The sequence below is a fragment of the Domibacillus indicus genome, from assembly GCF_023715895.1.
Lineage (GTDB): Bacteria > Bacillota > Bacilli > Bacillales > Domibacillaceae > Domibacillus > Domibacillus indicus_A.
Window position 1 is genome coordinate 334,862 of sequence record NZ_JAMBOO010000002.1, and the last position, 26,596, is coordinate 361,457.

Below are 26,596 nucleotides of genomic sequence, written 5' to 3' on the forward strand. Positions count from 1 at the left end.
TTTTTATTGCGCTGCTTTTTTTAAAGTTTCCATATCTGGCGCTTCATCAAACCATTTTTCGTATATTTCAGCATATTTACCGTTTTCGTAAAGCGTATTTAATGCTTTGTCAAAATCGTCCTTATACTCGCTTCCTTTCGGGAAAGCAATACCGTAGTATTCAGCTGCAAACTGATCATCTGTGACCGTTTTAACACCGGCATTCGGATTTGATTTTTCATATTCAAGTGCTACTGCAATATCTGTTACTACAGCTTCAACATCTCCACTTTGAAGAGCTTGGAACATCAGAGCGGCTGTTTCATATTTTGAAATAGCATTGTTGTTTACACCCACGATGCCTTCAGCTGCAAATTGTCCAGTTGTCCCATTTTGAACGCCAATTTTCTTGCCTTTTAAATCTTCCGCTGCTTTAATGTCTGTTCCTTCTTTGTAGATGATCATCGTTACAGATTCAAAATATGGAACAGAGAAATCATATGTTTCTTTACGTTCATCGGTGATAGTGATGCCTGACATGCCGATATCAAGCTGTCCGCTTTGAAGACCGGCAAGCATGGAATCCCATCCTGTATTTTGAATGTTGACGTCATAGCCAGCTTCTTCTGCTGCGGCATTTAAAAGATCTACGTCAAATCCGGACACTTCACCTTTATCCATAAATTCAAACGGAGCGAATGTAGCTTCCGTTCCAACATTAAGTACCTTTTTCTCTTCAGAAGGACTGCTGCCCTTTTCTTCTTCTTCGCCGCCGCACGCTGCTAACAGCAAAGCAGTGCTGGCCATGATAGCGGCTGCTGCTTTTTTAAATGAATAGGTCATGTAAAAATCCCCTTTGATTTTTTTATATAGTACGATAATACTCTTTCCGCTTTAAAAACTCAATCATTTTTTATGCATTTGTTTATTTTTATACATGAATATTCATCGAAAATGCGCATTTTTTGCATTTTATTACAGAATACTGAATAGATTTTGCATAAAGAACGAATTTTCTGAATAGTATTAAGTAAAGCGGAATGCTCTTTTATTCTGTACAAAAATACGCAGTTCATGCTTCCTTAACTTCTTATTGACAATGATTATCATTCCCTTTAAGATGAAAGAAGAACGACGATGAAAAGAGGGAGACTGCATGAATGGAATGCTTCATGGACTCAAAGACATCCATATGGTTATCGCCAACAGCCGAAAGCTGGGTGGTGCTGCGGAAGCCGAGTCGATTACACTTTCATCCGGTGAAACATATACCAATCCGGTTTTTACAAATGTTGATTTGTCCCAGGGAAAATACATTTCGTTCAGCTTTGTGGCAGATAGCGGCGAAAACGTTACAGCACACGTTGATCAAATCGGCGTCATGCGGGGACTTCGCCATAAATTGATCTGCCAGCTTCAAAATGCAGCCGTTCGAGAAATACTGACAGAAGAAACCCTTCGCTACTTGCGTAAGCTGTGTGAAGTAAATGAAGGATTTGTCACTCACTCCTTTAAAAAAGAAGCATTAAAGCTTGTACGGGACGTCAGTATAGACGAACTGGAAAAGCGGCATGTTCATTTGCCATTTGCGATTGAATCGAATGTAGTTGCCATCAATATGAAAAAATTTGCTTAATATATAACCAGCCTTGTTAAAAGGCTTTTTTTTATGTGAAAAACAGGGTGCCCAATCGGCTTCCCTGTTTTTTTTTTACGCTTCTCTAATGACCGCCTGGCAGGCCAGCCTGCGTAAAGAAGCGCCGAGCTTTTTTTGTTCGGCTTCATTTTTAAGTGAGAGAAAGGTTTCTCCTGAAAGAATATCCACAGCACACCGGCCGCATGTTCCTTTACGGCATTTGTAATCTATGCTGCACCCTTGTTCAAGCGCCGCATCGAGCAGTGTAATACCCGGCTTGACTGATACAGTGCAGGAGGCTTCTTTTTGCTTCCATTGAACAGCTGCTGCCAGCTTATCGAGAAATGGCTGTTTTCCTTCCGCCAGGCGGGCCGGCGGCTCCAGCGGTGCACGCCGTGTTTCCCTGCCTGGAATGAGCGAACCGACCGTCCACTCCCTATTCATCATCTCTTGGGTCGGCGAATGTACAAATTGCAGATGGACGTTTGATCCGGAGCACTGCCGTTTCGTATACACGGAATGGGTGATTCATTCCTTCTTCGCCGAGATAAGCGGTTTCGAAATCTTCCGATACCGCCAAATCAAGATTATTACGTCCTGTATTCACAAGCACACCTGTTTTTCCTTTTAAAACAGGCGATTGAAAAACGCCGCCTGTTACAAGCTCACGCACATGCTCAATTTCGAGCACGTTTGTATCGCGGTGTACCCGGTGCAGCAGTGCATACAGCTCTGGCGACAGAACAAGCGCATACGGACCGTTATGGTTCATCTCCATCAGCTTTCCGCGTGCTTCCACTACGTCCTGGAATGCGGTTCCGGATTCGTACCAATTGCTGATTAAATGTGTCTGGCGTCCTTTGACATTCATTAAACCAGGTATGTCAAACTGGGCCGCGCCATGAAAAATCATTTCGTCTTCGAGCAATGCCACATCACGTGCCGCATTGGCTGCTGCGGAAAAGTCGATCGGAATATCAAGTGCTTTTGCCTGCTCAATGTCACGCCAGTACAAAACAAAATCCTTATATAACATAGGAATGGTATAATTGACACGCTTGGATGATTCCACTTCCGTGTCAAACGATCCCTGCAAATCCATATGAGCTGCGCTTTTTTCAGAAAAAATGTCTGTGTGAATGCTCTGTACGCCGCGTCCAAGCGGGCCGTATAACTCAATGAACCGCCGGCCTGTTAATTGCCCTCTGGCCGCTTCAATCATAATTTGCTCCAACTGATCAAAGTCAGCCTCTGACAGTGGTGCGTCTGGATATAAGTGTAATTTGCTCATCAACTCTTCCTCCTACTTTGAAATAAGGGACCCTACTGTAAATGTCCGCTTTGGTCCTGCCGGTTTTGCCGGAAGCGCCGCCGATGTATGCACATGGGAATGATGATCGCTGTGTGCATGATGGTTTAAATGATCGCCATGCTCGTCATGGTGCGCATGCGGGTCTGTGTACCCTGTGTCAAAGCGTTTGTTAATGCCGGCAAGCTTTTCTTTTACAAACTGATAACTTTTATAATTGGATTCGCGCATTTGGGACAGCTTGGCCTGGCGCTCCGCATCTTTAAATTGAAAAAGAGCAAGATCAAGATGCTCCACAAAGTTATGCAGGCCGAACTTTTCAAGATTCAATTCCTGCAGCAGCCGGTTAAACGTATTGTTGGACGGTGTGAAATCGCCTCCCCACCCGGCCTGAAAGGTTTCAATCAGCGGGATCAACTCGGCAAGCCTGGCAAGCCGCTGTTCCTCTTCTTCAAAAATATGGTGATAATACAGCCGCTCGTGGTCATCTTTTGCATTGTTAATAACCGGATCGAGCATTGCCATAAAACTTTCAATATCTTTTTTAGTGCCGGTAAAGATATCATAAAATTCACTTAATTCTTCCTTCACGAGACGCACCTCCTAGTGTACCTTCTTCCATTATAATCGCTGCTTTTTACAGGGGCAAAGATTACATGAAAAAAAGCGCCGATTTTGGCGCTTTTTCGGACCGTTACAGCTGCTCCTGCGGCTGCGCTTTAACGGCTTCAATATTTTTCATTTTATTATCCCAGCAGGCCTGGCTTAAATCGACCGGATATTCTTCCGGATTAAGCGCCCGCTTGTATTCGCTCCATAATAGCGACAGGTTATCCGCCGTCCGGCTCCGAATCGTGTGGATATCGGGCAGTTCATATACACGCGTGCCGTTGATGAAAATCGGTTCATGCAGTTCGCGCGCTTCAAAATTGGTCACAAATTTGCTGACAAAGGTGTGTACAGGATGAAACATTTTCAGCCGCTCGGCATGCTGTGGATCTTCATGTTCCATCGCAATATAATCCCCTTCCGCTTTGCCATTCAGCTTATTGATAATGCGGTACACGCGTTTTAATCCAGGTGTTGTCACTTTTTCTGGATTGGCTGACAGCTTGATCGTATCCGTCATCCTTCCGTTGTCATCTTCAATCGACACCAATTTATAAACGGCACCAAGAGCAGCTTGGTCATATGCGGTAATCACCTTTGTACCGATACCCCATACATCAATTTTGGCACCTTCTGCTTTTAAGTTCATAATTGTGTATTCATCCAGATCATTGGACGCCACAATATGCGCTTTTGGAAACCCTGCTTCATCAAGCATTTTACGTGCTTCCTTGGAAAGATAAGCCATATCGCCGCTGTCGAGGCGGACACCAACGAAGCGAATCTGGTCTCCCAGCTCTTTTGCGGCCCGGATCGCTGCCGGCATACCAGACTTGAGCGTGTCATAAGTATCTACGAGAAACACACAGTCACGATGCCGCTCTGCATATTTTCGAAAAGCTGTGTATTCATCTTTGTACGTTTGCACAAGTGCATGGGCGTGCGTACCGGAAACAGGAATGCCAAACAGCTTGCCTGCCCGGACATTGCTTGTTGCATCAAAACCGCCGATATAAGCAGCCCGCGTTCCCCATACTGCTGCATCCATCTCGTGCGCCCGGCGCGAGCCAAATTCCATTGCCGTTTCGTCGCCAAGCACCTGTTTAATCCGAGATGCTTTCGTGGCGATCAATGTTTGATAGTTCACAATATTAAGCAGGGCGGTTTCGACAATTTGAGCTTCCGCCAGCGGCGCTTCAATACGCAGAATCGGTTCGTTTGCAAAGACAAGCTCACCTTCCTGCATGCTTTTTAACGTGCCTGTAAACCTCATGTTTTTTAAATAAGCTAAAAAATCTTCCTTGTAGCCGATATCGCGCAAATAGTCGATATCGCTCTCTGAAAAATGAAAATTCTCCAAGTAATCGATAATTTTTTCTAATCCGGCAAAAACACCGTATCCGTTTCCGAATGGAAGCTTGCGAAAATATAATTCAAATACGGCTTTTTTTGTATGGATGCCATCATGCCAGTACGTTTCGGCCATATTAATCTGATAAAGGTCGGTATGCAAGGCAAGGCTGTCGTCTTCATATCGTGACATTATTTTTACTCCCTTTGCTTTTCCATCGTGTTTCATTCCTATTATCCTACACCTTTTTGAGCGTTCCGGCAACTTGTCCCGGACTATTTCTTGTGACAACCACGAAAAAAAGCGCCCGTTATGTGCGCTTTTTCGCTTCAATATATAAAATATGATGATCTTCCATTTCGATAATCGTAAATATCCAGTCCTCTTCTTCGAGCATGTCATGAAGGGATGTATCAATTTTTTCTGTTAAAAACCAGCCGCCGAGCGTATCGACATCTTCATCATTTAACTCGGTGCCAAGCAGGGCATTTACTTCACTTATTAATACTTTCGCGCTGAATAGATAATGGCTATCATTCACTTTTCGTACTTCGGGAATTTCATCTGTATCATATTCGTCACGAATTTCCCCGACAATTTCTTCTAAAATGTCTTCTACCGTTACAAGACCTGATGTACCGCCATATTCATCAATTAAGATTGCCATATGAGTCTGCTCTTTCTGCATTTTCACAAGCAGGTCATGAATCAGCATGTTTTCAAACACGCGAATCACGGGTTTTACAAATTGACGCAGCGGCTGCACTTTAGGAAGCGGCTTGCCTTTTACGGCGACGCTTAAAATTTCTTTGAAGTTCACCATGCCGATTACATTGTCTTTGTCTCCGTCAATAACGGGATACCGCGTATATTTTTCTTCTCTGATAATAGCCAGAACATCATCGAGTGTATCATCAATCGATAAGCTGACCATTTCTGTGCGCGGCACCATAATTTCTTTTGCAAGGCGCTCATCAAATTCAAAAATATTATTTACATATTTCAGTTCAGTTTGATTGATTTCGCCGCTTTTGTAACTTTCAGAAAGCAGCATCCGCCATTCTTCCTCTGTATGAACCTCATCATGTTCAGATGCCATTTTCAGCCCGAACAAGCCGGTCACAAACCGTGCAGAGCCGTTGAGCGTCCATATAAACGGATACATAATACGGTAAAACCATATAAGCGGGACGGCAAGCGCCAGCGTGACTTCCTCCGCTTTTTGGATAGCAACTGTTTTAGGCGCCAGCTCGCCCACAACAACATGAAGAAACGTGACAATGGTAAAAGCAAGGATAAATGACAAAACTGCAGCGAGAGAAGAAGCAAGCTCAAAACGCTCAAACAGCGGATGAAGAAGCTTTTCCACCGTCGGTTCGCCAATCCAGCCAAGCCCGAGTGCCGTAATGGTAATGCCGAGCTGGCAGGCAGATAAATACTCATCTAAACGGGTTGTAACGCGTTTCGCTGCCATAGCACCCGGTTTTCCTTCCGCTACAAGCTGATCGACGCGTGAAGCTCTCATTTTTACAATAGCAAATTCCGCAGCCACGAAAAAAGCAGTGAGGGCGATTAATAAAGCAATGCCCAATAAATTCACAATCTCCAATGACAGGCTCCGATAGCTCGGAGCATCCACCTCCTGTTTTTCAAAAAATAACCGTCTTTTTTCTTATCATATCACGTTCCGCTTTATGAACACAAAATCCGGCTCAGCTTTCGCCGGGCCGGATCTCTTTACAATTCACTGACTGTGACAAGTTCATAGCCTTCCTTTTGCAGAAAAGACACGATTTCATCAAGCGATTGGGCAGTAGTTTGATGAATATCATGCATTAACACGATTGAACCGTCCTTTGTTTCTTTTTCGACAATCCCGCAGATGGCTTTTGGATTGTGCGATTTCCAGTCCATGGTGTCAATGGTCCAAAGCAGCGGTTTTGCTCCAATCACTTCATTTACACTGTCATTTGTCGCTCCATAAGGAGGCCGGACCGTCAATGGCGAAACACCGGCAGCCGCTTCTACTGCTGAAGCTGTCCGCCGAATTTCTTCTTCTATACCCTGCTTATCGAGTGCAGTCAGGTTCCGGTGACTAAAAGAATGATTGCCGATTTCATGGCCTTCTTGCACCACTTGGTCGGCGAGCTCCGGATATTGCTCCACACGACTGCCGAGCATAAAAAAGGTGGCTCTTGCATGATGTTTTTTAAGCGTAGCCAAAATCGCTTTTGTACTCTGCGGATTTGGCCCATCATCAAACGTAAGCGCAATTTTTCTAGATGTTTTTCCGGCTGGCTCCACCTGAGGCTCAGTCTCTGCCGCTAACTGGTCCCTCCATTCCTTTTTTAAAAACGGCACTGCCTTGCGAAGCGGCACACTTCCTTCGTGCTTTTTACGATCACTAAAAAAAACCATTTCGCCATTTTTCACATACAAACCGGCTTGGTTGATCGAAACAGGTGTATGAAGAGCCGTAGAAGCTTTTTGCGGATTGATAAATAAGTCCGGCGCTTTTGCAAGCAGGCCCGCTGCTGTATCCACGATAAACGTTTCATTTAAGATGCGGTTTTTTTCAGCCGTGATATACGTTTTTTCATTGAAAAGAACCGAGTAAATACCGCTGCTGTCTGGAACAAGCTCAAACGTTAACCGCAGGGAAGCAGGCTGTTCGTTTCGCATTTTTCTATCGGTTTTCCCAACTTCTTTTAAAAAACCTGACTCTTTTTGTTTTACATACTGTTCGATTTTTTTATTTAAGGAAGCCTGTTGAAAAACAGGGTACTGTATCGCGATATCGTACCTCTTTTCATGGGCTTCTTTCGTTTTAATGTTAATATTTTCATAAGACGATTTTACTGTGCTTGTTGCCCACACCGTTTTGTTGTGGTGGGTGGCTGTTACAATCAAATTGACCAGTACCATGGCGAGCATCAAAAATAAACTTGACAGCAAAGCAATGATGGTCGTTTTTTTGTTCATACGTATCCCCTAATTAAACATAATATTGGATGCACCTTCCATTTATGATTGTAAACAAAGAGATAGTATAATACAATAGTTTCATAAAAATATGGCTATGTTTTTGTCATAATTTGACGAAAAACGTACAAGTTATTTAGATTGTCACTTTTTTCCGCTGGTAAGTCCGGGCCGCTTTCACGAATGCTTCCGGGATTCCAGTATTTGACGGAAAATAAAGATGGGCATAGCCTGCAATAACATTATGCACTATACAGCCGTCCGGCTTCTGCCCAAATCGGCTGCCGGATTGAAAAGCCGGAGCTGGTTTTTCCTGTCCTTCAAACACAGAATAATGAAACTCATGTCCTCTTAGCTTCTCACCTTCTGGGATCCACGCACCCGGAAAAGCGGTTAATTCCCGGTAGCCTAGGGCTGCTCTGGTTGATTTCATGACCGTTTTCCCCTGAATAATGCCGCACATCGGATAAGAGTGTCCATCAACGGTAATCAGTTCTTCCGTTAAATACATAAACCCGCCGCATTCAGCCAATGTCGGTATACCGGACTCAACAGCCCGCCGGACGGACTTCCGTGCTTCGCACTGGGCAGCGAGAACGGGTGCAAATTCTTCCGGAAATCCGCCGCCAATATAAAGAGCATCTGCTGCTTCGGGTACGGTCTCGCCGGCAAGAGGCGAGAAAAAGTGAAGGTCTGCCCCATGCGTGCGAAGCATCTCCAAATTTTCTTCGTAATAAAAGTGAAAGGCGGCATCCTTTGCAACCGCAATCGTCACATGGCTGTCTTGTTTTCTTCCAAATAAACGGTTTTCAGACTGCGGCAGGTCCGGCACTTCTGCAAGGCGGAGCAGTTCATCAAGGTCAACCGTCTTTCGGGCCGCTTCTGCAAGCGTATGAAAAAAACCGGCCAGATCTCCTCTTTCAACGGCCGGGACAAGGCCCAGATGGCGCTCCGGCACACTGACACCAGGCATTTTCAGCAAATGGCCGATAACCGGGATGCCGCATTCCTGCTTTACTGCCTGTTCAATCAAGCGAAAGTGTCCTTCACTGCCGGTTTTGTTCGCAATAACGGCTTTGATCTGCCCAGGTGCCATCATTTGAAATCCTTTCACAATGGCTGCCGCGCTTCGTGCCGTGCCGGATGCATCAATGACCAGCAGTACGGGCGCGCCTGTAAGACGGCTGATCTCGGCTGTACTGCCGTCATCTTTGAGCGGGTCTTTTCCATCAAACATCCCCATGACACCTTCAATCACTGAAATATCAGCATCCCGTGACGCTTCAGAAAATACCTCACGGATCGTGCCGGCATCTCCCATCCAGCTGTCCAGGTTGCGCGAAAGGCGCCCGCATATAGCCGTATGGTACGTCGGGTCGATATAATCCGGTCCGCATTTAAACGGCTGTACAGAAAGGCCTTGCTGCTTCAGGGCGCCAAGCAGCGCCAGCGTAACCGTTGTTTTGCCGGAGCCGCTGCCCGTTCCGGCAATAACGATTCGTTTTCCCATCTTATTCTTCTCTCCTTTACTTCTTGCCAAATTCGATCAGGGCAGCCGAAATGGTTACGTTGCCGTTTTTTTTCTTTGGCAGAATAACTTCTCCCCCTTTTGACGCTAAATAAGCAGCCGGTTCACTGACCCCATACGCACCGGTATACTTAAACACCGTTTCTGAACGCTCTTTCATCGGCGCTTCGTTTAACTGCTCAGGCGGAAAGGTGAAAAACGGCCAGTCGTTTTTTTCGGCAACTGCCAAAATACCCTCTTCATCTTTTTTCAGGTCAATGGATGCAATGGACTGAACGCTTGTTTTGGAAAGGGCAAGATCGCGAAGGGTCTCATCGATAACCTGCTCAATTTCTTCCGCTTTTGTTCCACGGTTGCAGCCAATGCCAAGGACGATTGATTTTGGGCGGTACACAACAGGATAGTGAAGCCCATCGAGTTCTTCTGCCTCAAGCAGTCTGTGGGTGATGACGAGAGCGGCATTGTGAGGCGTTTCAAGTGCTTCTTTTACCGAAGCCGCCGTCTTGATATGAGCCGGCATCGGCCGGTCATGCTTCCACCAGTTCGGCTCTCCTGATTCCTGCACGACAAGTACCGGCTCTTCGTTCACTACAGCAGCTGCCGCCTGCGTTAAAAAGCGGTCATATTCAAACTTCCAGCCGAATTCACGGCCAAACATATCAACCGGAATCGTTTTTTGGACATCGGATGCAGTTGTAATCACCGGCCGGGCACCTGTCAGCTCGGCCACCCAGTGTGTAAGCTCGTTGGCGCCGCCGATATGGCCCGAAAGAACACTGATTGCATGCTCGGCTCGGTCATCGAGGACGACCACTGCGGGATCGGTTTTTTTATCGCCTAAAATCGGAGCAATCATCCGGACCACAGCACCGAGTGAAATAATCAGCACAATGCCATCGTATTCTTTAAATAATTTCGGCAGTTGAAGGCGGACAGAACCGTCAAACAGCGTAATGCCCCGCTCTTCTTCATCACCGCGGCAAAATTTCCGCATGTAGTACAAATCCGCCTGCATCTCCTCGGCAAGCTTACGTGCTGTTTCGGTTCCGTGTTTTGTAATGGAAGCAATCGCAACCTTCATGACTTGATTCCCTTCCGGAAACCGTGGGTAAAGGTTTTATCATACAGTTTTGAACGATGTCCCGAATTTCCAATGTCCGGATCAAGCGCTTTGCCGGCTAAAATCATCGCCTGCTTGCGAATGCCGTTTTCACGCATCGCCGCATCGAGTCCGGCGATCGTTGAACGGACAATTTTTTCGTCCGGCCACGTGGCACGGTATACAACAGCTACCGGCGTGTCTTCCGGCCAGCCTGCTTCAACCAGCTCACGCGTCACCTTTTTGGTCAGTGTTGCGCTTAAGAAAAAAGCAATTGTACATTCATGCTTGGCTAAATCCTTCAGCTGCTCTTTCTCTGGTACCGGCGTTCTTCCCTCGGCGCGCGTTAAAATAACGGTTTGTGTAACATCCGGAATGGTCAATTCCGCCCCAGCTGCCGCAGCTGCTGCAAAAACAGAGCTGACTCCAGGTACGATTTCTGTTTCAATGCCCGCTTCTTTCAAGAGGGCGATTTGCTCGATGATCGCTCCATAAATAGCCGGGTCGCCTGTGTGAAGGCGGACGACTTTCTTTCCTTCCTTCACGTAATTGACCATGGTCTCTACCATCTCTTCTAAATGCATGCCGGCTGTTTTCAGTACAACAGCACCTTCCTTGCAGCCCGCCATTAATTCCTCGTTAACGAGTGAATCGGCATACAAAATCACGTCTGCTTCCTCTACAAGCTTCATCCCGCGGACCGTAATTAAATCAGGTGCGCCGGGCCCCGCTCCCACAATGAACAGCTTCATTTTTTCTTCACCACCATCAGCGTTAAATAATTCGGTTCTGCCCGCTCAAATTCATCCAGTGTCCAGACAACTTCATCACTGGATGTAACTTTTGTGACCGCATGGGCGTGCTCCTCAAGTCCAAGCTCCCGGATTACACTTGAAATAAGGGCTGCCACCTTCGCGACTTTCAGAAAAATAACGCAGTCATGCGTCTCAATTGCCTGTTTCAGCGCCTCGCGATCATTTGTTGCCGGAATAATCGCGACATGCTCATCTCCGTCGGCAAGCGGAATGTTCAGCCTTGCTGCGGTTCCATTTACTGATGATATGCCGGGCACTACTTCTGTTTTTACGTTCGGCATTCTTTTTTGCAATACATTTTTCATGTGAATAAATGTGCTGTACAGCATCGGATCGCCCTCTGTCACAAACGCGACGTTTTCACCGGATTCCAGTTTTTCCGCTACGGCTTCTGCTGCTTTGTTCCATTCACGCTCTAAAATGACCGGATCCTTCGTCATCGGAAAAACAAGACCAAGCATGTCTTTTTCCTGCGGATCAATATAAGCATCAATAATCTGGCGCGCATAACTTTTTTCACCAGACCGCTTTTTCGGAAACGCAATAACCCGGCTTTCCGACAAAATGCGAAACGCTTTTACCGTTAACAGTTCCGGATCGCCCGGTCCTGCACCAATCCCATATAAAATACCTGTCATCACTGTTCCTCTTTTCTTTTAGCACATATAATGTAAACCGGATTCTGCGCTTCAAAGCGCGTCATATTTAAAATAGGCTTAGACAAGGACACTTGGGCAAGAGCCATATCTACCTCAAAGCCGGCTTCCCGGAATAACTGATGGGCTTTTGACATGTTTTCAATCGTAACGGCATTCAATACGATTGTCCCGCCCGGCTTCAGCCGCTTCGCACACGTGTCAATAAGCTTGTCCATATTACCGGCCGTGCCGCCCATAAACACGCAATCTGGATCAGGGAAAGCCTCTAATCCATCTGGCGCTTTTCCATGAACAAGCGTCACGTCCGTGCGAAATTTTTGAAAATTCGCTTCAGCATTGGCGAGGTCCGCTTCATTTTTCTCGATGGCAAAAACAGCTCCATTTCGGGCTATTTTAGCTGCTTCAATCGCAATGGAACCAGTACACGTTCCGATATCCCAAACGGTACTGTCCGGACGGATGTTCATTCGGCCGATGGTGAGAATGCGGATATCACGCTTTGTAATCAAGCCTTTGTCCGGCTTGCGCTGGCTGAATTCCTCATCCGGAATACCGGTAGTCCATTCTTTCGATGGCCCGTTTTTCTTTAAAATCACCACGTTCAACGGAGCAAATGAAGCTTCACTCATTTCTTCAAGCGTTAAATGACGGCAACGTTCGTCCGCCGCACCCATATTTTCAGCCACGAATGCATCGTACTCGGTCATGTTAAACCGAAGCAGGTAGCGGGCAATCACATCTGGTGAATGCGTTTCATCTGTCAGCAGCGCCACTTTTTCTTCACCGTCAATTTTCTGGGCAAGCCCGGTGATTGGACGGCCGTGCACACTGATCGTTTTTGCATTCTGCCACGATTCATTCATCCGGGCAAATGCAAGCTGTACACTTGACGGCTGCGGCTCAATCACGGCTTCTGTACTCCCTGACAGATACGCTCCGATTCCGTAAAAAAGCGGATCGCCCGAAGCCAGCACCACGACTGGACCTTCTTCGTCCTGAACCCTTGTTTTTACTTCTTTTAAATTCCCGCCAATCACGAGCCTCTCCCCTGTGAAATCAGGAAAAAACGACAGCTGCCGTTCTCCGCCGACAAGCAGCCGGCTCTCTTCAATACGCTTTAGCTGGCGAGGGTGCAGCCCTTCCGCTCCGTCTGCACCGATGCCAATAATATGTACGTTACTCACTGTATTCCGCCTTTCCTAAAAGCTGTCCTTTCATCGCAAACAGCAGCGTTTCAACTTCCATGCCGCCGCGCACTTCCTGAACGGCATTTCTTGAGCAATTGCGGCAGAAAAGCGCAAAAAATGCCGGATAGTCCGCCATTAATTCTGCTGCATGCGTCGCTGTGTTAGCTGCCCTCACTTCTTCAATTTCATTCTCGGAGGCGCCTGCTTCTTCCGCCATCTGTGCCAAAAAATTCATATCGACCGGTGCGCTTTTAGAGTGCACCATCATGACGCCTTGAGCGACCTTTGAAAATTTGCCCGGCATCCCGGCAAGTGTAACTTTTTGAATACCGAGCCGTTTACAATGCTTGAGTGTAAAGCCGACAAAATCGCCCATTTCAATAAATGCTTCTTCCGGCAGGTGCTGTAAATGATTCATGGCATATTTTTCACTGCGTCCGCCTGTCGTAGCGGCCACGTGCTTACAGCCGGCTGCAACGGCCACTTCAATAGCCTTTACAATACTGGCTCGAAAAGCCGCAGTTGAAAACGGGCGGACAATGCCGCTCGTCCCTAGAATAGACAAGCCGCCTAAAATGCCAAGTCTTGCATTTAAGGTTTTTTCAGCCAGCTTCTCGCCGCCTGGAATGGAAATGATCACGCGGACGCCTTTTCCAGCTCCCGCTTCTAAAAGCAACTCTTGAACTGCTTCAGTAATCATACGGCGCGGCACCGGATTAATCGCGGCTTCACCCGGTGCTACGTCGAGTCCCGGCTTTGTCGCCCGGCCGACACCTTCCCCGCCATCAAGCTCAATGCCTGGCTCGCTTGTCCAGCTTACTTCTGCACAAATAACAGCTCCGTGTGTAATATCAGGATCGTCTCCCGCATCTTTTTTGATGCCGGCTTTTACAGAGCCCTCGCCTGCTTCGATAAATTCCGGTGTAAAGTGAGCCCATTGCTTCGCCGGCAGATAAATAGAAACCGATTCGGGCGGCTGGCCTGTAAGAAGCGTCTGCAGCGCAATTTTTGCCGCGGCAGTCGCACAGGAACCCGTTGTGTAGCCTGTGCGAAGCGGCTTATCAGGGACCGGCTTCATTTTACGGCAAGCAGCGACAGCGCATTCAGTGCTGCCACGGTGACCGTACTGCCGCCTTTACGGCCAATATTCGTAATAAACGGAATATCCAGTTTTGCCAGTTCTTCTTTGGATTCTGCTGCCGACACAAAGCCGACCGGCATGCCGATAATTAAATCAGGCTTGGCAAGGCCTTCTTTGGCGAGGCGGATAATTTCTAAAAGAGCTGTCGGGGCATTGCCGATCGCGTAAATACCGCCTTCTCCAATCGCAGCCGCTTTACGCATAGAGATAATCGCCCGTGTCAACCCAAGTTCTTTGGCTTCTTTCATCACATCATCGTCCGAGATATGTACATGCACAGAACCGCCAAACTGCTCAATACGCGGTTTTGATACGCCTGATTGAATCATTTGCACGTCACAAATTACACGCGTACCCTGCCGGATCGCGCGAATGCCGGACTCAATGGCCTTTGGATGAAACAGCACGCTTTTCCCGAGTTCAAAATCGGCAGAAGCATGAATCACCCGCTGTACAACAGCGAACTCTTCCGGTGATAAATCATGGGGGCCAAACTCGTCTTCAATAATCGAGAAACTAAGCGATTCAATTTCCATTGGTTTCACTGTTTCCGGTACAAAAGTTGTTTTAAAGTCCATGTTTCGTTTCCTCCAGGCGATTTAATGTGTGGATCACTTGATCAAATTGCTCGCATTGATTTGGGTATTGTACCGGCGGCCGGGAAATGACAATCGTTTCGATACCAAGCGACACGGCCGCTTCGATCTTTTCCGCCACCGCGCCGATCGCGCCGCTTTCTTTCATGACGGTCGTCGTCACGCCGTAATGGCGGTACAGTGCAAGATCAAACTCTTTCGTAAAAGGACCCTGCATAGCCACAATATTTTTTTGAGGCAGTCCAAGCTCAGCGCATTTTTCCATATTGTCCGTGCGCGGCAGCATCCGTGCAATCAGCCGGATATCCGTGTGGGGCAGCAGCTTTTCAGTGAAAACCTGCAGCGTCTTGCTGCCAGTCGTCAGGAGCACGACACCTCCCCGCTCTAGTGCCGCTTCCGCTGCTTCTTCATACGTATCCACGCGTGTGACAAGCGGATGCTCAATAACCTGCGTGCCGGCCCGCTCAAAGCGGATATAAGGAATTCCGGCACGTTGGGCAGCTTCGATAGCATTTCGGGATGCTTCTTCGGCAAACGGATGGCTGGCGTCGACGACTGCCGTATAACCCTTTCCGAGCACAGATGTCATTTCATCTCCAGCCAGCCGGCCCACACGCGTTGAAATGCCCGCTGCTTCAAGTTCAATTGACGCATTCTGGGTGACTACAGATGCTGTAACCGGGCGCCCCGTTTTTTGCAGTTTCACAGCGAGCTCCCGGGCATCACTCGTCCCCGCTAAAAAGAAAATCATCGAATCGCCTCTTTTTCATGATCATGGTCATGACCGTGATGATGGCGGCCGTGGTCGTGATCATGGTGATGATGATCATGGTCGTGGTCATGATGATGGTGAATACCCGCTTCAAACCGGTACTGGCATGTATCACAATTCATGAGTGATTTACCGCCCAGCGCTTCATCAATCCGGTCTGCCACAATGACTTTAAGCTTCGGATGAAACCCGAAATAATTCGCAAGCGTGAAAGACAATTCTGGATATTGCTCACGAAACAGGGCCAAATCCTGTTCGATCCGTTTGATCAGCACACCCGTAAACAAAAAGTACGGCAGAATAATGATTTTTTTCGCGCCAAGCTTTTTAACTCTTTCTACCGCTTGGGGAAGTGATGGCTTCGTCACACCATAAAACGCCGGTTCAACGGTTTCAAAGGATGTTTTTTCCCATAAAATACGGGCAATTTTGCATAAGTCACTGTTGGCATCTGTATCGCTTCCGCCGCGCCCAAGCAGAATCACCGCATCCTGTTCGTCCGCTTCATCCGGATCAATGCCGGCAGCCTGCAGGCGTTCTTTTAAAATCACAGAAGTTTCATAATGGATGCCAATTGGCTTTCCATAGGTAAATGTCACACCCGGATACTTTTCTTTTGCTGCGTCAATCGCTGCTGGAATATGAATTTTCGAGTGCCCCGCCGGCAGCAGCATAAGTGGTATGAGGGCAACTTCAGTTGCTCCCCGGGCTACACACCGCTCGATGCCTTCCGCGATATCGGGACGCGCAAACTCCAGAAAACATGTTTCATATAAAACGAGCGGATTTAAATCCGGCAGAAATCCTTCCACAAATTGATGAATTTGGTCATTGCCTTCCGGGTCACGGCTTCCGTGCCCAACAAAAAGTACGGCTTTCATTCTTTTTCCTCCTTATTCTCCGCACGGCATCGGTTCAACGTCCGGCACCGGCATATCTCGATGGGCAAATCCTTCTATTTCCCCAACCCGTTTAAAATATTTGAAAAAGCGTTCATTTGGATGGCCGGATTCACGGTATTCTTCTACAATTCCTGTGAGCATCGGAACAACTCGTTCCGGCGGAATGCCTTCTGCCACATACACACCTGGGTGCGCAGTCCGGCTGACCACTTTAGCGCCTAAAAACAGGTCAAACGCTCCTTTACGGTATACAATGCCAATATCCTCGTTCACTGCACCGTAGCACGCCATGCCGCAGCCATTCACGCCAATACGAAGCTCTTTCGGCACGTCGAGGCCGCCAAGCTCCCGTCCAAGCTGCTCGGTATATGGAATCGCGTCGCCTTTATCACCGTTGCAGAAGTCACACGCTTTTATCGTGACAACATCGCCGGTTGGCGCAAGGCTTAGTCCCGCTGCTTTCAACTTTTCAATAATCGGCTGCGGGTTACTCGTTTCGGTTTTTAACAGCACATAATGATGGGGTGTATATTCGATCGTACCCCTTTCGCCCGCCGCTTCAGATATAGCGATCAGCTGCTGCGGTGTAAAATGCTTGTTTACCAGTCCTGGACTGACCGCCGCTTCAAAGATTGTTTTCACAGCTGGCGGCGCCGTCTTCTGCCGCTTCAGTGCGGCGAGCGCCTGCAGGCCAAGCTCTTTAAGCTCGGGCTTTTTTTCACTTTGGCCTCCATGCAATGCCCACGGTTCGTTTTCAGGGCGAAGCCGCTCATGCGGCCGCAGCGGCTGCTTTTCTTCTGTTAATGTATATTTGCGTGTGTATCCACGCGGTGTAATCATCAGTCCATCATAGAAAAAAGTCGTTGAATTGCCGATCACGACTGTTGTCAGCATCCCAATTTCGTGGTCCAGCATTTCCGCAAGTGTCGTCATCACGACTTCTTCCCGGTCACGATATGCGCTTTTTACAAGCCCAACCGGCGTGTCCGGTTTTCGGTAGTTGCGCAAAATCCGCTGTGCCTCTTCAATTTGTTTCGTGCGCCGCCCGCTTTTCGGGTTATACAGCGCAATTACAAAATCAGCAGCGCCGGCAGCATCTATCCGTTTCGCTATAAGCTCCCACGGCGTTAAATGGTCACTTAAGCTGATCGTACAGGCATCATGCATAATAGGGGCGCCGAGCAAAGACGCGCATGAATTGATCGCCGATATTCCCGGAATGATTTCTACACGAATGCCGGTATCCCGCTTCCATCCCTGTTCCGCCAATACTTCATATACAAGACCTGCCATGCCGTATACACCGGCATCACCGCTTGAAATGACAGAAACGGTTTTTCCGCGCTCCGCCTGCTTAACCGCTGCCTGTGCCCGGCTTACTTCCTCGCTCATTCCGGTTGAAATAACGTCTTTTCCTTCAATCAAAGGGGCTACAAGCTCCATGTAGGTTTTGTATCCAATGACGTAATCACTTTCTTTCAGCGCTTGTTTCGCCCGATCGGTAATATGATCTTCATGGCCGGGTCCGAAGCCGACAACATACAATGTGCCCGTCATTTTTTCTCTCCTTTTTCTGTTCCCTTAAAGCGGCCGTTCAGCAGCTGCATGCCTTCTCCTGACCGCTCATAGGCAATCCATTCTTTTATTGGCTGGTTGTTTTCAAGATGCGAGGCGACCATCTCTTTGGCACGGTGCTCGTCCATTTCAAAATACCAGTCTGCTTCCGGGTAAACGACAACCACACACCCGTCTTTGCAGCGTCCATTGCATCTTGTTCTTGTTGTATGTACATATGCATCCAAATCCCGCTCGGTAATTTCATTCCGGATTGCCTGTGTCACTTCTTCGCCGCCTTTTCGCATACAGGTAGACCCGTTGCAAATCAGCACATGCTTGCTCATACTCGTTAAGTTCCACGTTGCCACTTTATCCGCTCCTTTTTTAAAGCATACAAAAAGCCCCCGCTTCTACGGCAGAAGCAGGGGCAGAAAACCGCATAAAAGAAAAGACTTGTCCAAAAAAGCCATGCGTATTCATCCCGTTCTTCCCACCGAAGAATGATGTTTCAGCATTAAAAGCAGGTCTCCTGGCTTGCGGTCACTTTACTTCTGCCTCCCTTCCCGGATAGAATCCAGTGGGTTTCAGACAGGTTCATCACGCATACAGTAGCGGGGGCTGCACCGGACTTTCACCGGTTTCCCTATTATCCCGGACGTAGAAACTCCGGGCACTTTTAATGATTGCTTTATTTAGTTTTGTTGTCTTTAACATTAGCAGGGAAGAGCTTCTTTTAGCAAGGGAAAAATGAAAAAGACCCGGATTAATCATCCAGATCTTCTTCCTCGATTACGACTTCACCTGTTGTTCCATTTACCCATACATCCGTTTCTGTTTTGCCGTCCCTGATCTCTAATTCATAGTGTCCGTCATCCAGCTCTATTTTTTCAATTGTGCCTTTTACTTGTTTTTGGGCGGCGGCTTTCGCTTCTGCTTCTGTTACTGTCACACTTGTATTCTCACGATTATCATAATCATCGCCGCTGTCATCATCCGTATCCCGTTGTTTTTTTAACACCTTGCCGGAGTCTCCATCAATTTTTATATCATACTCCTGCGTATCGATTTCATAAACAGGGCCAGACAAATTTTTCTCCAATTCAATGCTCTCAACTACAGACTGCGTTTCTTTTTCAGCAATTGCTTTTGCTTCTTCCATCGTCAGCTTCGCGTCAAAGCCGGGCACTTCCGCCTGGATTTTGTCATTCTGTACGCCCCAGAGAACCCCTCCGCCTAAAAGACCTAACGTTAAGAAGCTGCCTGCAATGGTTGTTTTCTTCATTTTTATTTCCTCCTCTTTTTTCTTTTCTGCTTTTATCATAGCCATGCAAAATGAGAAAAAAGGGAGGGAAAAATGAGAGTTTGATGAGAACCGTTAGTCATCCCAGGAAATCGACAGCACTTCCCCTGAAATCGCATTGATTCGCACCGTCACTTCTTCGCCATTTTGAGCGTCTATATCAACGAGGTAAGAACCGGCTTCTTCTCCGTCGCCTTGTTCGATATCATCCACTGTTCCCGGTACTTTTTTAAGCGCAATCTCTCCTGCTTCTTCCGTTGTCAGCTGTCGAGCACCTTTTTCAGTTTTTTCTTCTTGGGCAGCCGAATCATTTTCTACTGTTTCCAGGCGTGTCATAGCCACTAATTCGCCCGTCTCACTGTCAACCGTCATGCTGTATTGGCCTTCATCGGGTACTTCTATTGTATAGTGAAATTCTCCATCTGCCTGCTCCGCCTTCTTCACCGTGCCGCCGTACTGCTCAGCCAGCTTTTCTCCTGCTTCGTTCATCGTGACATCCGGCTGCTGCAGGGACTGGTATAAAAAAACCGCGGCAGCGGCGGCTGCGATTGCGATGGCAGCCGTTATGACTTTTTTCATTCCTCTTTCCCCCGTTCGTCTTTTCGTTCAGCAGACGAGCATTCGCTAAAAGTAAGAATCACGATTGTTCCTCTTCCTTCTTCACTTTCAATCCGGAGAATGACCCCAAGGGCATCCGCCAGCTCTTTTGCGAGAGACAAACCGAGGCCAAACCCGCCCGTTTTACGTGCTCTTGCTTTGTCCACCCGGTAAAATCGGTCAAATACTTTTGGCAGGTCCGATGCTGGTATGCCCATTCCCTGATCTATCACACGAATTTCCTGTTTCTCGACTTCTATACAGATTTCCTTCTCAGAATATTTGCGTGCATTATCCAAAAAAATAAATAACAGCTGCCGCAGTTTAGCCCGGTCCGTCTTCACGCTGCATGTTTCCTTTATTCGAACGTCAACACGCCGCTTATATGCCCGCTGAAAGGAGTCGGCTGTTTCCCGTACAAAAACAGCCATATCAGCCGTTTCCATTTTCACATTCCATGTTTCATCGCGCCGTGCGAGCGCAAGCAGCTGCTGGGTCAGTTCTTTCATGCGGAGCGCTTCTTCGTAAATGGCTTCCACCGATTCATCGAACAAATCCGGGTGGTCCTTTCCGCGGCGTTTCAACAAACGGGCGTATGATTCTACAACGGTAAGGGGTGTTTTTAATTCATGTGAAGCGTTTTGTACAAACGCTTCCTGCTTTCGGTAATTTTCTTCAAGCAAATTCATCATATCGTTGAAGGTAAGTGCCATATCCTGCAGTTCATCATGCCGGCTGCCGTTTGTTTCAATCCGTTCATGTGTACCGCTTTTACGGATCCGGCGCATCGTTTCCGTCATCTGTTCAACCGGGTTAGAGATAATAGCGCCCAGTACGCGGGCTGATATCACAGCAGGAATAACCGCTATTAGCAAAGCAGCAAAAAGCACGCCGCGCAAAATCGTTAAAATTCGCTCTGTTGCCTGCAGATCCTCCCATAATTCAAGCGAAGCCACTTCGCCGCCGCGCCAAATAACCGGAAGTGCGACTCGGGCATAGGAAGAACCCTTATCATCCCTTATGATCTCCCGTTTCTCTCCTTTTGTAAAAGCAGCAGCCCGCTCTCTGAGCCCGGAGGCATCTGGCGAAACTGCCACCCCATCAACCGTTCCATCCGGCAATATCACACGAACCATTCCATTCGCCGGCGCATAAGCCCGGAGTAAATCACTGCTCGTTATAGACTCGGCTGGACTCGACACGCCTCCGGCTATTTGTGCTGCATCCGCTGCCGCTCTTTCAACATCTGCTTCCCTCAGCATAAAAGAAGCGGCAAAATAAACGGCCGTATTCATCAAAATGACAATCACAACAAGCAGGACGCTCGTGCCGAGGTGAATTTTATTTTTCAGCTTCATGATTCTTTCAACACGTATCCAACACCGCGTACCGTGTGAATAAGGGACAGGTCAAACGGTTTATCGACTTTGTTTCGCACATAGCGGATATATACATCCACCACGTTTGTGTCACCGTAATAATCATATCCCCAGACGCCATCAAGCAGCTGCTCTCTGGACAATACGTGACGCTTGTTTTTCAACAGGTAAACGAGCAGATCATACTCACGCGGTGTAAGATCGATAGGCTGGCCCGCTCGTGTAACTTCACGAGATTCTTCTTTTACGATTAAATCCGCTGCAGACAGCGAGCTGTTCGAAACCGTTTTACGAAGTGCCGCCCGGATTCTGGCTAAAAGCTCATCCATATCAAACGGCTTTGTGACATAATCACTGGCCCCAAGATCAAGCCCGGTTACTTTGTCGGCCACTTCATCCTTGGCTGTCAGCATAATAACAGGTACATCACTTCCCTGGCGGATTCGCCGCAGAACGCCCATTCCATCCATTCCCGGCAGCATCACATCAAGCAGGACAAGGTCAAATGTCTCTGTTCGAAACAAAGCAAGAGCATCGAGCCCGTCCAGCACTTTTTTCGTTTTATATCCTTCATGCTCAAGCTCCAACTCAAGCACCCGGGCAATCCGCTCTTCGTCTTCTACAATTAAAATACGCTGTTTATCCATCCCTTTCGCTCCTCTCGCTCTCTTTATTATCATAGCCCCGCTGGTCTTTGTCCAAAAAAAGACGGCCCTGTCTGGACCGCCCGGCGCTTATGAAAAAAATTCCTGTATACGCAGTATAAGGGTTTCATTGTTTGGAATAGTGCCGGCCACTGTTTCCATCACAAGACGGCGAGGCGCTTCTTCCCTCATTTCATCCTGTAAAAATACCAGCAGCTCCTCAAAACGTTCATCCGCCTCCCTCTGCATCGCACCGATTTCCTGCAGCACACGGCTTTTTTTCCGCTCCCTTGCCCGTTCTTCTTCGGGCTGCCATTTTTCGAGCACATGCGGATCAAGCAGTGCATCGTTTGTGTGGATAATTTCCTCTATAGCCGCATCTACCCGGCGCATCGCATACCCAATGACTTGATCTACATCAACACCTGCCTCGATTGCCATCACAAAGTGAACCGTATGATGGATCATGCCATGCATCATCACAGCCAGGTCAATTGAATAAGGATAAACCCGCATTCCATACACTTCTATAACCCTTCTTTGCATCCAGCGCAGCTCGCTTATATGGTGCTGCTTAATAAACTTTTTTAATTCTTCATCTTCCGATACAAATACACCTTGAAAGAGAGCAAACAAATTGTTTTCCTTGCTGACTTCCATCTTGACTTTCACTTGCTGGATGAACGCTTCTTTATCGTGAACAGGCCGTCCGGCAATGACATGCGCCCGGCGCTGGTCCGTTTCGAGATTAATTTTTTCAAAGATACTCATCAGCAGCTCGTTTTTAGATGGAAAGTAATTATAAAACGTTCCTTTCGAAATGCCGCTTTGATCGAGAATATCTTGAATCGATGTAGCCGCATACCCTTTTTCTACAAATAAAGCATGCGCTGCTTCCATTACATTTCTTTTTCGTTCGTTCAATGAATGCACTTCCTTTTTTGAACTGTCGGTCTATTCAGAGATTAGCGCAATAACCTTGTTATTTCAAGCTTTCATTTATAAATTTAATTTATTTGTTGATTTTTTTGAACGATCGGTATAAGATAAATACCTGTTAGAACAACAGTATAAAAATTGAACAGTGAGTATGTATAAGGAGGATATAAATTGAATACACACGGAGTACCGGGAAAACCGCCTTACGCGATGATTGCCATTTTGTTTGTCGGCGCTTTTGTTTCCCTTTTAAATGAAACGCTTCTCAACGTAGCGCTTCCGTCTATTATGAAAGAATTTGATGTATCGGCTTCTGCTGTTCAGTGGCTGTCGACTGGATATATGCTGGTAAACGGGGTTTTAATTCCAGCAAGTGCTTTTTTCATTCAGAGGTTTACAAACCGGAGTTTATTTCTTACGGCAATGATATTATTTACGGCGGGATCTGTTCTCGCAACACTTTCGCCATCGTTTAGCGTGCTGCTCGCCGCTCGGATGATCCAGGCATCCGGTTCTGCGATTATGATGCCGCTTTTAATGAATGTTATGCTTGCAAGCTTTCCGGTGGAACGCCGCGGTGCGGCCATGGGGATTTTCGGGCTTGTGATGATTACGGCACCAGCGATCGGACCTACCCTTTCAGGCTGGCTCATTGAGCATTACACATGGCGCACCCTGTTTGACGTCGTCATTCCGATTGCCGCTCTTACGCTTCTTTTTGCCATCTTTAAATTAAAAAATATTACGCCACAGCGCCCCATTTCGCTGGATCTTTTGTCTCTTGCGCTGTCGAGCATCGGCTTCGGCGGCATCTTGTACGGATTCAGCTCTGCCGGTGAAAAAGGCTGGGATTCTATTTACGTTTATGGCCCGATTGCGGCCGGTGTCATCGGCTTAGTTTGGTTTGTTTTACGCCAAATGAAGCTGGATGAACCGCTGCTTGAGTTCCGGATTTATAAGTATCCGATGTTTGCCCTGTCTTCAGCTATTTCGGTTGTGATTGCAATGGCTATGTTTTCTGCTATGCTTCTTATGCCGATTTATGTACAGACAATCCGCGGCATTTCTCCGCTTGATTCCGGACTGTTAATGCTGCCGGGTGCGATCGTTATGGGGATCATGTCTCCGGTTACCGGAATACTGTTTGATAAATTCGGTGCACGGATTTTAGCTGTTATCGGCTTATCTATTACCATTTTAACGACCTTTATGTTCAGTAATTTAACGTTGGATACCTCTTACGGCTATATTATGTTTGTATATACACTTCGCATGTTTGGGATGTCTATGGTTATGATGCCGGTTATGACAAACGGGCTGAACCAGCTTCCGCCGGCTATGAATCCGCACGGAACGGCCATGAACAATACCCTGCAGCAAGTATCCGGTGCTGTCGGGTCTGCCCTGCTCGTTACACTAATGCAAAACCGGACCGAGTCGGAAGCTGAACAGCTTGCCGAGTCCGCTGCCGGCGATCCAGCTGCGATGGCCAATATTGCAAATGAAGCGATGCTGCACGGCATTAATTTCTCTTTTACCGTCTCTGTGTTTATTGCCGCTGTTGCCCTTGTCCTGGCTTTCTTTATGAAACGGGTAACGCCTGCCAGCCAGCTGTCTAAGCAAAAGTCTGCTGGTTAATCTGCTCACAACAAAAACGCCCTTTGCCGCATCCGGCAAGGGCGTTTTTTATAGAATTTTTGTTAAGCTGTTTATAACCCCGGTATGCATGCCTTCATGGAACGTGACAAACTGTAAAAGAGCTTCTACCGTTGTCATTTCAAGCGGGCCGATTGTGACGGGCTTTGCTGCTTTTTCACCGAGCTTGGCAGAAAAATGACGTTCTACACGATTCAATTGTTCCTGCAGGGCGTTCGTAATTTCTTCTGCTGATGGCACCTCTGCCGGCCAGTCAGCCGGACGTGTTCCTGTTGCAAACAGGACATTCCAGTCAGGATGCACAGTCTCATAGGCTTCATCTGCTAAATGAAGCAGCCCCTCTGCCGTTACGAAAATATGTCCGGCATTCCAGCGGATATTATTTGAAAACCCTGCAGGGACTTCATCCCACTTATTTTCCGGTGCTTTGGCAATGGTGCCGAGCGCTGCGTTTCTTGCAAAAATAAATTGCTTAATCGATTCCATACCATTTCCTCCTCTATGTATGACCGCTTCTATTCTATCATAATCCATACTCCCGGCACTTGTCATAAAGCTTTGTTTTTCCGATGCCGAGCAGCCGGGCCGCTTCAGTTTTATTAGCAGACTGGCAAAGGGCATGCTGGATCGCTTCTTTTTCTATTTTTTGAAGAGTATATTTTAGCGGCATAACAGCTACAGACGTTTTTACGGAACGGGTTCCGGCTTCTTGAGAGGGTTCCTCCTGTAAGTAAAGCGGCAAATGATCAAGCCGAATCACAGATCCATCCATCACGTTCACCGCTCTTTCCAGCACATTTTCTAACTCCCGTACATTTCCGGGCCAGGTATGAAGCAAAAGACGGTTTTCCGCTTCTTTGGATAAAGTGATCACAAGCCGGTCAAAGTTCTTCTCAAGCTTTCGAAGCAAGACAGCTGCAACAGCCGGAATATCTTGTTTTCGTTCCATTAAGGAAGGAATATCAATTTTCATTACGTTCAGCCGATAGTATAAATCCTCCCGGAACTTTCCCTGTTTGACCATTTCCTCAAGATTGCGGTGTGTGGCAGCAATCACCCGTACATCAACAGGGGCTGTGCCTTGTCCGCCAACCCGCTCGATTTCTTTTTCCTGAAGAACGCGAAGCAGCTTGCTTTGCATAGCCAATGGCATATCGCCAATTTCATCGAGAAAAATGGTTCCGCGGTGCGCCAGCTCAAACTTCCCTTTTTTCCCGCCTTTTTTCGCCCCGGTAAAAGCCCCTTCCTCATATCCAAACAGTTCCGATTCAAGCAGCTGCTCCGGGATTGAGGCTGAATTGACACGAACAAAAGGAAACACACTTCTTGTGCTTGCCCCGTGGATTGCATGAGCAAAAAGTTCTTTGCCCGTGCCAGATTTCCCAGTTAAAAGCACGACTGACTGGCTTGTGGACGCACGCGCAGCCAGCTGCTTTGCTTCTATAAAAGATTCTGTTGTGCCAATTAAGTCCTCAAAACTGTACTTACTTTTTAATTCGTTCGCAAACCGTTTCTTATAATAGTTAAGCTCTTCCATTAGCGGCTGTACTTTGTTGGAATACGCCATCCACTCTTCTGCGTTGCGAAACATCACAGCCCCGACTGCTCCAACAAGCTCGCCGTTTACATAGAAAGGATACCGGTTTGCAATCATTTCACTGCCTTTAATTGTATGTATCGATGCAATTTCTGCCCGGGCTGTTTGAAGAACAATATGCATGCGCGTGTTTTCAATCACATCTCTTACGTCTTTTCCGAATACTTCCTGCTGAGTCGTTCCAAGATACTCGCAGTAAGCCGTGTTCATAAAAATAACCTTTGCACCCCGGTCAACTGCAACAACCCATTCCGCCGCCAGATTAATAATTTCTTCCAGCCATTCATAAGGGAGCTTCTTCATCGTTATGCCCTCCTTTTTCTTTTATTTTATCAAAAAAAGCCGCCGTAAAGGCAGCTTTC

General features: G+C 47.3%; 27 protein-coding genes and 1 riboswitch. Of the genes, 2 read left to right on the plus strand and 25 right to left on the minus strand.

Features of this window, described 5'->3' with window-relative positions:
* Positions 1 to 3: 3 nt before the first annotated feature.
* On the minus strand, positions 4 to 822 hold the full coding sequence (locus M3221_RS04935; protein ID WP_251270412.1) for a basic amino acid ABC transporter substrate-binding protein: 819 nt from the start codon (positions 820 to 822) through the stop codon (positions 4 to 6).
* Between the two features lie 313 nt (positions 823 to 1,135).
* Here M3221_RS04935 and M3221_RS04940 point away from each other — a divergent pair, with 313 nt between their 5' ends.
* Positions 1,136 to 1,615, plus strand: coding sequence for a hypothetical protein (locus M3221_RS04940; RefSeq protein WP_251270413.1), 480 nt, complete (start codon positions 1,136 to 1,138; stop codon positions 1,613 to 1,615).
* A gap of 75 nt (positions 1,616 to 1,690) precedes the next feature.
* Here the strand turns inward: M3221_RS04940 and M3221_RS04945 are convergent, their stop codons facing one another.
* The 22 genes from M3221_RS04945 to M3221_RS05050 form a co-directional block, all read right to left on the minus strand.
* A complete protein-coding gene (locus tag M3221_RS04945; RefSeq protein ID WP_251270414.1) occupies positions 1,691 to 2,059 on the minus strand; it encodes a 2Fe-2S iron-sulfur cluster-binding protein in 369 nt (122 codons plus the stop codon).
* A complete protein-coding gene (locus tag M3221_RS04950; protein ID WP_251270415.1) occupies positions 2,052 to 2,906 on the minus strand; it encodes a family 1 encapsulin nanocompartment shell protein in 855 nt (284 codons plus the stop codon). The genes M3221_RS04945 and M3221_RS04950 overlap by 8 nt, the downstream gene beginning before the upstream one ends.
* A 12-nt stretch (positions 2,907 to 2,918) precedes the next feature.
* Positions 2,919 to 3,515: an IMEF encapsulin system ferritin-like cargo protein gene (locus tag M3221_RS04955; RefSeq protein WP_251270416.1), complete on the minus strand. Its 597-nt coding sequence runs from the start codon at positions 3,513 to 3,515 to the stop codon at positions 2,919 to 2,921.
* A 103-nt stretch (positions 3,516 to 3,618) separates the two neighbouring features.
* Positions 3,619 to 5,076 (minus strand): nicotinate phosphoribosyltransferase, encoded by a 1,458-nt coding sequence (locus M3221_RS04960; RefSeq protein ID WP_285879132.1) that lies wholly within the window; start codon positions 5,074 to 5,076, stop codon positions 3,619 to 3,621.
* 118 nt (positions 5,077 to 5,194) lie between these two features.
* On the minus strand, positions 5,195 to 6,493 hold the full coding sequence (locus tag M3221_RS04965; protein WP_251270417.1) for a hemolysin family protein: 1,299 nt from the start codon (positions 6,491 to 6,493) through the stop codon (positions 5,195 to 5,197).
* Positions 6,494 to 6,621: 128 nt separating this feature from the next.
* On the minus strand, positions 6,622 to 7,866 hold the full coding sequence (locus tag M3221_RS04970; RefSeq protein ID WP_251270418.1) for a polysaccharide deacetylase family protein: 1,245 nt from the start codon (positions 7,864 to 7,866) through the stop codon (positions 6,622 to 6,624).
* A gap of 136 nt (positions 7,867 to 8,002) precedes the next feature.
* Entirely contained in the window at positions 8,003 to 9,376 is a 1,374-nt protein-coding gene (locus M3221_RS04975; protein ID WP_251270419.1) for a cobyrinate a,c-diamide synthase, read from the minus strand.
* A gap of 16 nt (positions 9,377 to 9,392) precedes the next feature.
* A complete protein-coding gene (locus M3221_RS04980) occupies positions 9,393 to 10,475 on the minus strand; it encodes a cobalt-precorrin 5A hydrolase (protein ID WP_251270420.1) in 1,083 nt (360 codons plus the stop codon).
* A complete protein-coding gene (gene cobM / locus M3221_RS04985; protein ID WP_251270421.1) occupies positions 10,472 to 11,245 on the minus strand; it encodes a precorrin-4 C(11)-methyltransferase in 774 nt (257 codons plus the stop codon). The genes M3221_RS04980 and cobM overlap by 4 nt, the downstream gene beginning before the upstream one ends.
* Positions 11,242 to 11,946 (minus strand): precorrin-2 C(20)-methyltransferase, encoded by a 705-nt coding sequence (gene cobI / locus M3221_RS04990; RefSeq protein ID WP_251270422.1) that lies wholly within the window; start codon positions 11,944 to 11,946, stop codon positions 11,242 to 11,244. The genes cobM and cobI overlap by 4 nt, the downstream gene beginning before the upstream one ends.
* Complete coding sequence (cbiE, locus tag M3221_RS04995) at positions 11,946 to 13,151, minus strand: precorrin-6y C5,15-methyltransferase (decarboxylating) subunit CbiE (protein WP_251270423.1); 1,206 nt, start codon at positions 13,149 to 13,151, stop codon at positions 11,946 to 11,948. The genes cobI and cbiE overlap by 1 nt, the downstream gene beginning before the upstream one ends.
* On the minus strand, positions 13,144 to 14,232 hold the full coding sequence (locus M3221_RS05000; protein WP_251270424.1) for a cobalt-precorrin-5B (C(1))-methyltransferase: 1,089 nt from the start codon (positions 14,230 to 14,232) through the stop codon (positions 13,144 to 13,146). Before M3221_RS05000 ends, cbiE begins: the two co-directional genes overlap by 8 nt.
* Complete coding sequence (locus tag M3221_RS05005) at positions 14,229 to 14,873, minus strand: precorrin-8X methylmutase (RefSeq protein WP_251270425.1); 645 nt, start codon at positions 14,871 to 14,873, stop codon at positions 14,229 to 14,231. Before M3221_RS05005 ends, M3221_RS05000 begins: the two co-directional genes overlap by 4 nt.
* The gene (gene cobK / locus M3221_RS05010) at positions 14,863 to 15,642 is read right to left on the minus strand and encodes a precorrin-6A reductase (protein WP_251270426.1); all 780 of its coding nucleotides are present in this window, start codon (positions 15,640 to 15,642) and stop codon (positions 14,863 to 14,865) included. The genes M3221_RS05005 and cobK overlap by 11 nt, the downstream gene beginning before the upstream one ends.
* Positions 15,639 to 16,544, minus strand: coding sequence for a sirohydrochlorin chelatase (locus M3221_RS05015; protein WP_251270427.1), 906 nt, complete (start codon positions 16,542 to 16,544; stop codon positions 15,639 to 15,641). The genes cobK and M3221_RS05015 overlap by 4 nt, the downstream gene beginning before the upstream one ends.
* Before the next feature lie 12 nt (positions 16,545 to 16,556).
* Positions 16,557 to 18,122 (minus strand): precorrin-3B C(17)-methyltransferase, encoded by a 1,566-nt coding sequence (gene cobJ / locus M3221_RS05020; RefSeq protein ID WP_251270428.1) that lies wholly within the window; start codon positions 18,120 to 18,122, stop codon positions 16,557 to 16,559.
* Positions 18,119 to 18,490: a (2Fe-2S) ferredoxin domain-containing protein gene (locus M3221_RS05025; protein WP_242232244.1), complete on the minus strand. Its 372-nt coding sequence runs from the start codon at positions 18,488 to 18,490 to the stop codon at positions 18,119 to 18,121. The genes cobJ and M3221_RS05025 overlap by 4 nt, the downstream gene beginning before the upstream one ends.
* A gap of 134 nt (positions 18,491 to 18,624) precedes the next feature.
* Positions 18,625 to 18,815: riboswitch (cobalamin riboswitch) on the minus strand.
* Positions 18,816 to 18,885: 70 nt separating this feature from the next.
* Positions 18,886 to 19,404, minus strand: coding sequence for a PepSY domain-containing protein (locus M3221_RS05030; RefSeq protein ID WP_251270429.1), 519 nt, complete (start codon positions 19,402 to 19,404; stop codon positions 18,886 to 18,888).
* 93 nt (positions 19,405 to 19,497) lie between these two features.
* Positions 19,498 to 20,001, minus strand: a complete 504-nt coding sequence (locus M3221_RS05035) for a PepSY domain-containing protein (RefSeq protein ID WP_251270430.1) — start codon at positions 19,999 to 20,001, stop codon at positions 19,498 to 19,500.
* Positions 19,998 to 21,377 (minus strand): sensor histidine kinase, encoded by a 1,380-nt coding sequence (locus M3221_RS05040; RefSeq protein WP_251270431.1) that lies wholly within the window; start codon positions 21,375 to 21,377, stop codon positions 19,998 to 20,000. Before M3221_RS05040 ends, M3221_RS05035 begins: the two co-directional genes overlap by 4 nt.
* Positions 21,374 to 22,045 carry a response regulator transcription factor gene (locus M3221_RS05045; protein WP_251270432.1) on the minus strand — a complete coding sequence of 224 codons (672 nt, stop codon included), beginning with the start codon at positions 22,043 to 22,045 and terminating at the stop codon, positions 21,374 to 21,376. Before M3221_RS05045 ends, M3221_RS05040 begins: the two co-directional genes overlap by 4 nt.
* A gap of 87 nt (positions 22,046 to 22,132) precedes the next feature.
* The gene (locus M3221_RS05050; RefSeq protein ID WP_251270433.1) at positions 22,133 to 22,966 is read right to left on the minus strand and encodes a TetR/AcrR family transcriptional regulator; all 834 of its coding nucleotides are present in this window, start codon (positions 22,964 to 22,966) and stop codon (positions 22,133 to 22,135) included.
* A 225-nt stretch (positions 22,967 to 23,191) separates the two neighbouring features.
* Between M3221_RS05050 and M3221_RS05055 the strand changes: the two genes are divergently transcribed.
* The gene (locus M3221_RS05055) at positions 23,192 to 24,619 is read left to right on the plus strand and encodes a DHA2 family efflux MFS transporter permease subunit (RefSeq protein ID WP_251270626.1); all 1,428 of its coding nucleotides are present in this window, start codon (positions 23,192 to 23,194) and stop codon (positions 24,617 to 24,619) included.
* Positions 24,620 to 24,667: 48 nt separating this feature from the next.
* Here M3221_RS05055 and M3221_RS05060 read toward each other — a convergent pair whose 3' ends face one another.
* Both M3221_RS05060 and M3221_RS05065 read right to left on the minus strand, forming a co-directional pair.
* Entirely contained in the window at positions 24,668 to 25,123 is a 456-nt protein-coding gene (locus M3221_RS05060) for a DinB family protein (protein ID WP_251270434.1), read from the minus strand.
* Between the two features lie 37 nt (positions 25,124 to 25,160).
* The gene (locus M3221_RS05065; protein WP_251270435.1) at positions 25,161 to 26,537 is read right to left on the minus strand and encodes a sigma-54 interaction domain-containing protein; all 1,377 of its coding nucleotides are present in this window, start codon (positions 26,535 to 26,537) and stop codon (positions 25,161 to 25,163) included.
* Positions 26,538 to 26,596: the final 59 nt, after the last annotated feature.

What these genes read in the sequence shown, in the direction of transcription:
- M3221_RS04935 (WP_251270412.1), bottom strand. Translation starts at nt 822, where the DNA reads ATGACCTATTCATTTAAAAAAGCAGCAGCCGCTATCATGGCCAGCACT.
- M3221_RS04940 (WP_251270413.1), top strand. Translation starts at nt 1,136, where the DNA reads ATGAATGGAATGCTTCATGGACTCAAAGACATCCATATGGTTATCGCC.
- M3221_RS04945 (WP_251270414.1), bottom strand. Translation starts at nt 2,059, where the DNA reads ATGAATAGGGAGTGGACGGTCGGTTCGCTCATTCCAGGCAGGGAAACA.
- M3221_RS04950 (WP_251270415.1), bottom strand. Translation starts at nt 2,906, where the DNA reads ATGAGCAAATTACACTTATATCCAGACGCACCACTGTCAGAGGCTGAC.
- M3221_RS04960 (WP_285879132.1), bottom strand. Translation starts at nt 5,076, where the DNA reads ATGTCACGATATGAAGACGACAGCCTTGCCTTGCATACCGACCTTTAT.
- M3221_RS04970 (WP_251270418.1), bottom strand. Translation starts at nt 7,866, where the DNA reads ATGAACAAAAAAACGACCATCATTGCTTTGCTGTCAAGTTTATTTTTG.
- M3221_RS04975 (WP_251270419.1), bottom strand. Translation starts at nt 9,376, where the DNA reads ATGGGAAAACGAATCGTTATTGCCGGAACGGGCAGCGGCTCCGGCAAA.
- M3221_RS04980 (WP_251270420.1), bottom strand. Translation starts at nt 10,475, where the DNA reads ATGAAGGTTGCGATTGCTTCCATTACAAAACACGGAACCGAAACAGCA.
- cobM (WP_251270421.1), bottom strand. Translation starts at nt 11,245, where the DNA reads ATGAAGCTGTTCATTGTGGGAGCGGGGCCCGGCGCACCTGATTTAATT.
- cobI (WP_251270422.1), bottom strand. Translation starts at nt 11,946, where the DNA reads ATGACAGGTATTTTATATGGGATTGGTGCAGGACCGGGCGATCCGGAA.
- M3221_RS05000 (WP_251270424.1), bottom strand. Translation starts at nt 14,232, where the DNA reads ATGAAGCCGGTCCCTGATAAGCCGCTTCGCACAGGCTACACAACGGGT.
- M3221_RS05005 (WP_251270425.1), bottom strand. Translation starts at nt 14,873, where the DNA reads ATGGACTTTAAAACAACTTTTGTACCGGAAACAGTGAAACCAATGGAA.
- cobK (WP_251270426.1), bottom strand. Translation starts at nt 15,642, where the DNA reads ATGATTTTCTTTTTAGCGGGGACGAGTGATGCCCGGGAGCTCGCTGTG.
- M3221_RS05015 (WP_251270427.1), bottom strand. Translation starts at nt 16,544, where the DNA reads ATGAAAGCCGTACTTTTTGTTGGGCACGGAAGCCGTGACCCGGAAGGC.
- cobJ (WP_251270428.1), bottom strand. Translation starts at nt 18,122, where the DNA reads ATGACGGGCACATTGTATGTTGTCGGCTTCGGACCCGGCCATGAAGAT.
- M3221_RS05030 (WP_251270429.1), bottom strand. Translation starts at nt 19,404, where the DNA reads ATGAAGAAAACAACCATTGCAGGCAGCTTCTTAACGTTAGGTCTTTTA.
- M3221_RS05035 (WP_251270430.1), bottom strand. Translation starts at nt 20,001, where the DNA reads ATGAAAAAAGTCATAACGGCTGCCATCGCAATCGCAGCCGCCGCTGCC.
- M3221_RS05040 (WP_251270431.1), bottom strand. Translation starts at nt 21,377, where the DNA reads ATGAAGCTGAAAAATAAAATTCACCTCGGCACGAGCGTCCTGCTTGTT.
- M3221_RS05045 (WP_251270432.1), bottom strand. Translation starts at nt 22,045, where the DNA reads ATGGATAAACAGCGTATTTTAATTGTAGAAGACGAAGAGCGGATTGCC.
- M3221_RS05055 (WP_251270626.1), top strand. Translation starts at nt 23,192, where the DNA reads ATGATTGCCATTTTGTTTGTCGGCGCTTTTGTTTCCCTTTTAAATGAA.
- M3221_RS05060 (WP_251270434.1), bottom strand. Translation starts at nt 25,123, where the DNA reads ATGGAATCGATTAAGCAATTTATTTTTGCAAGAAACGCAGCGCTCGGC.
- M3221_RS05065 (WP_251270435.1), bottom strand. Translation starts at nt 26,537, where the DNA reads ATGAAGAAGCTCCCTTATGAATGGCTGGAAGAAATTATTAATCTGGCG.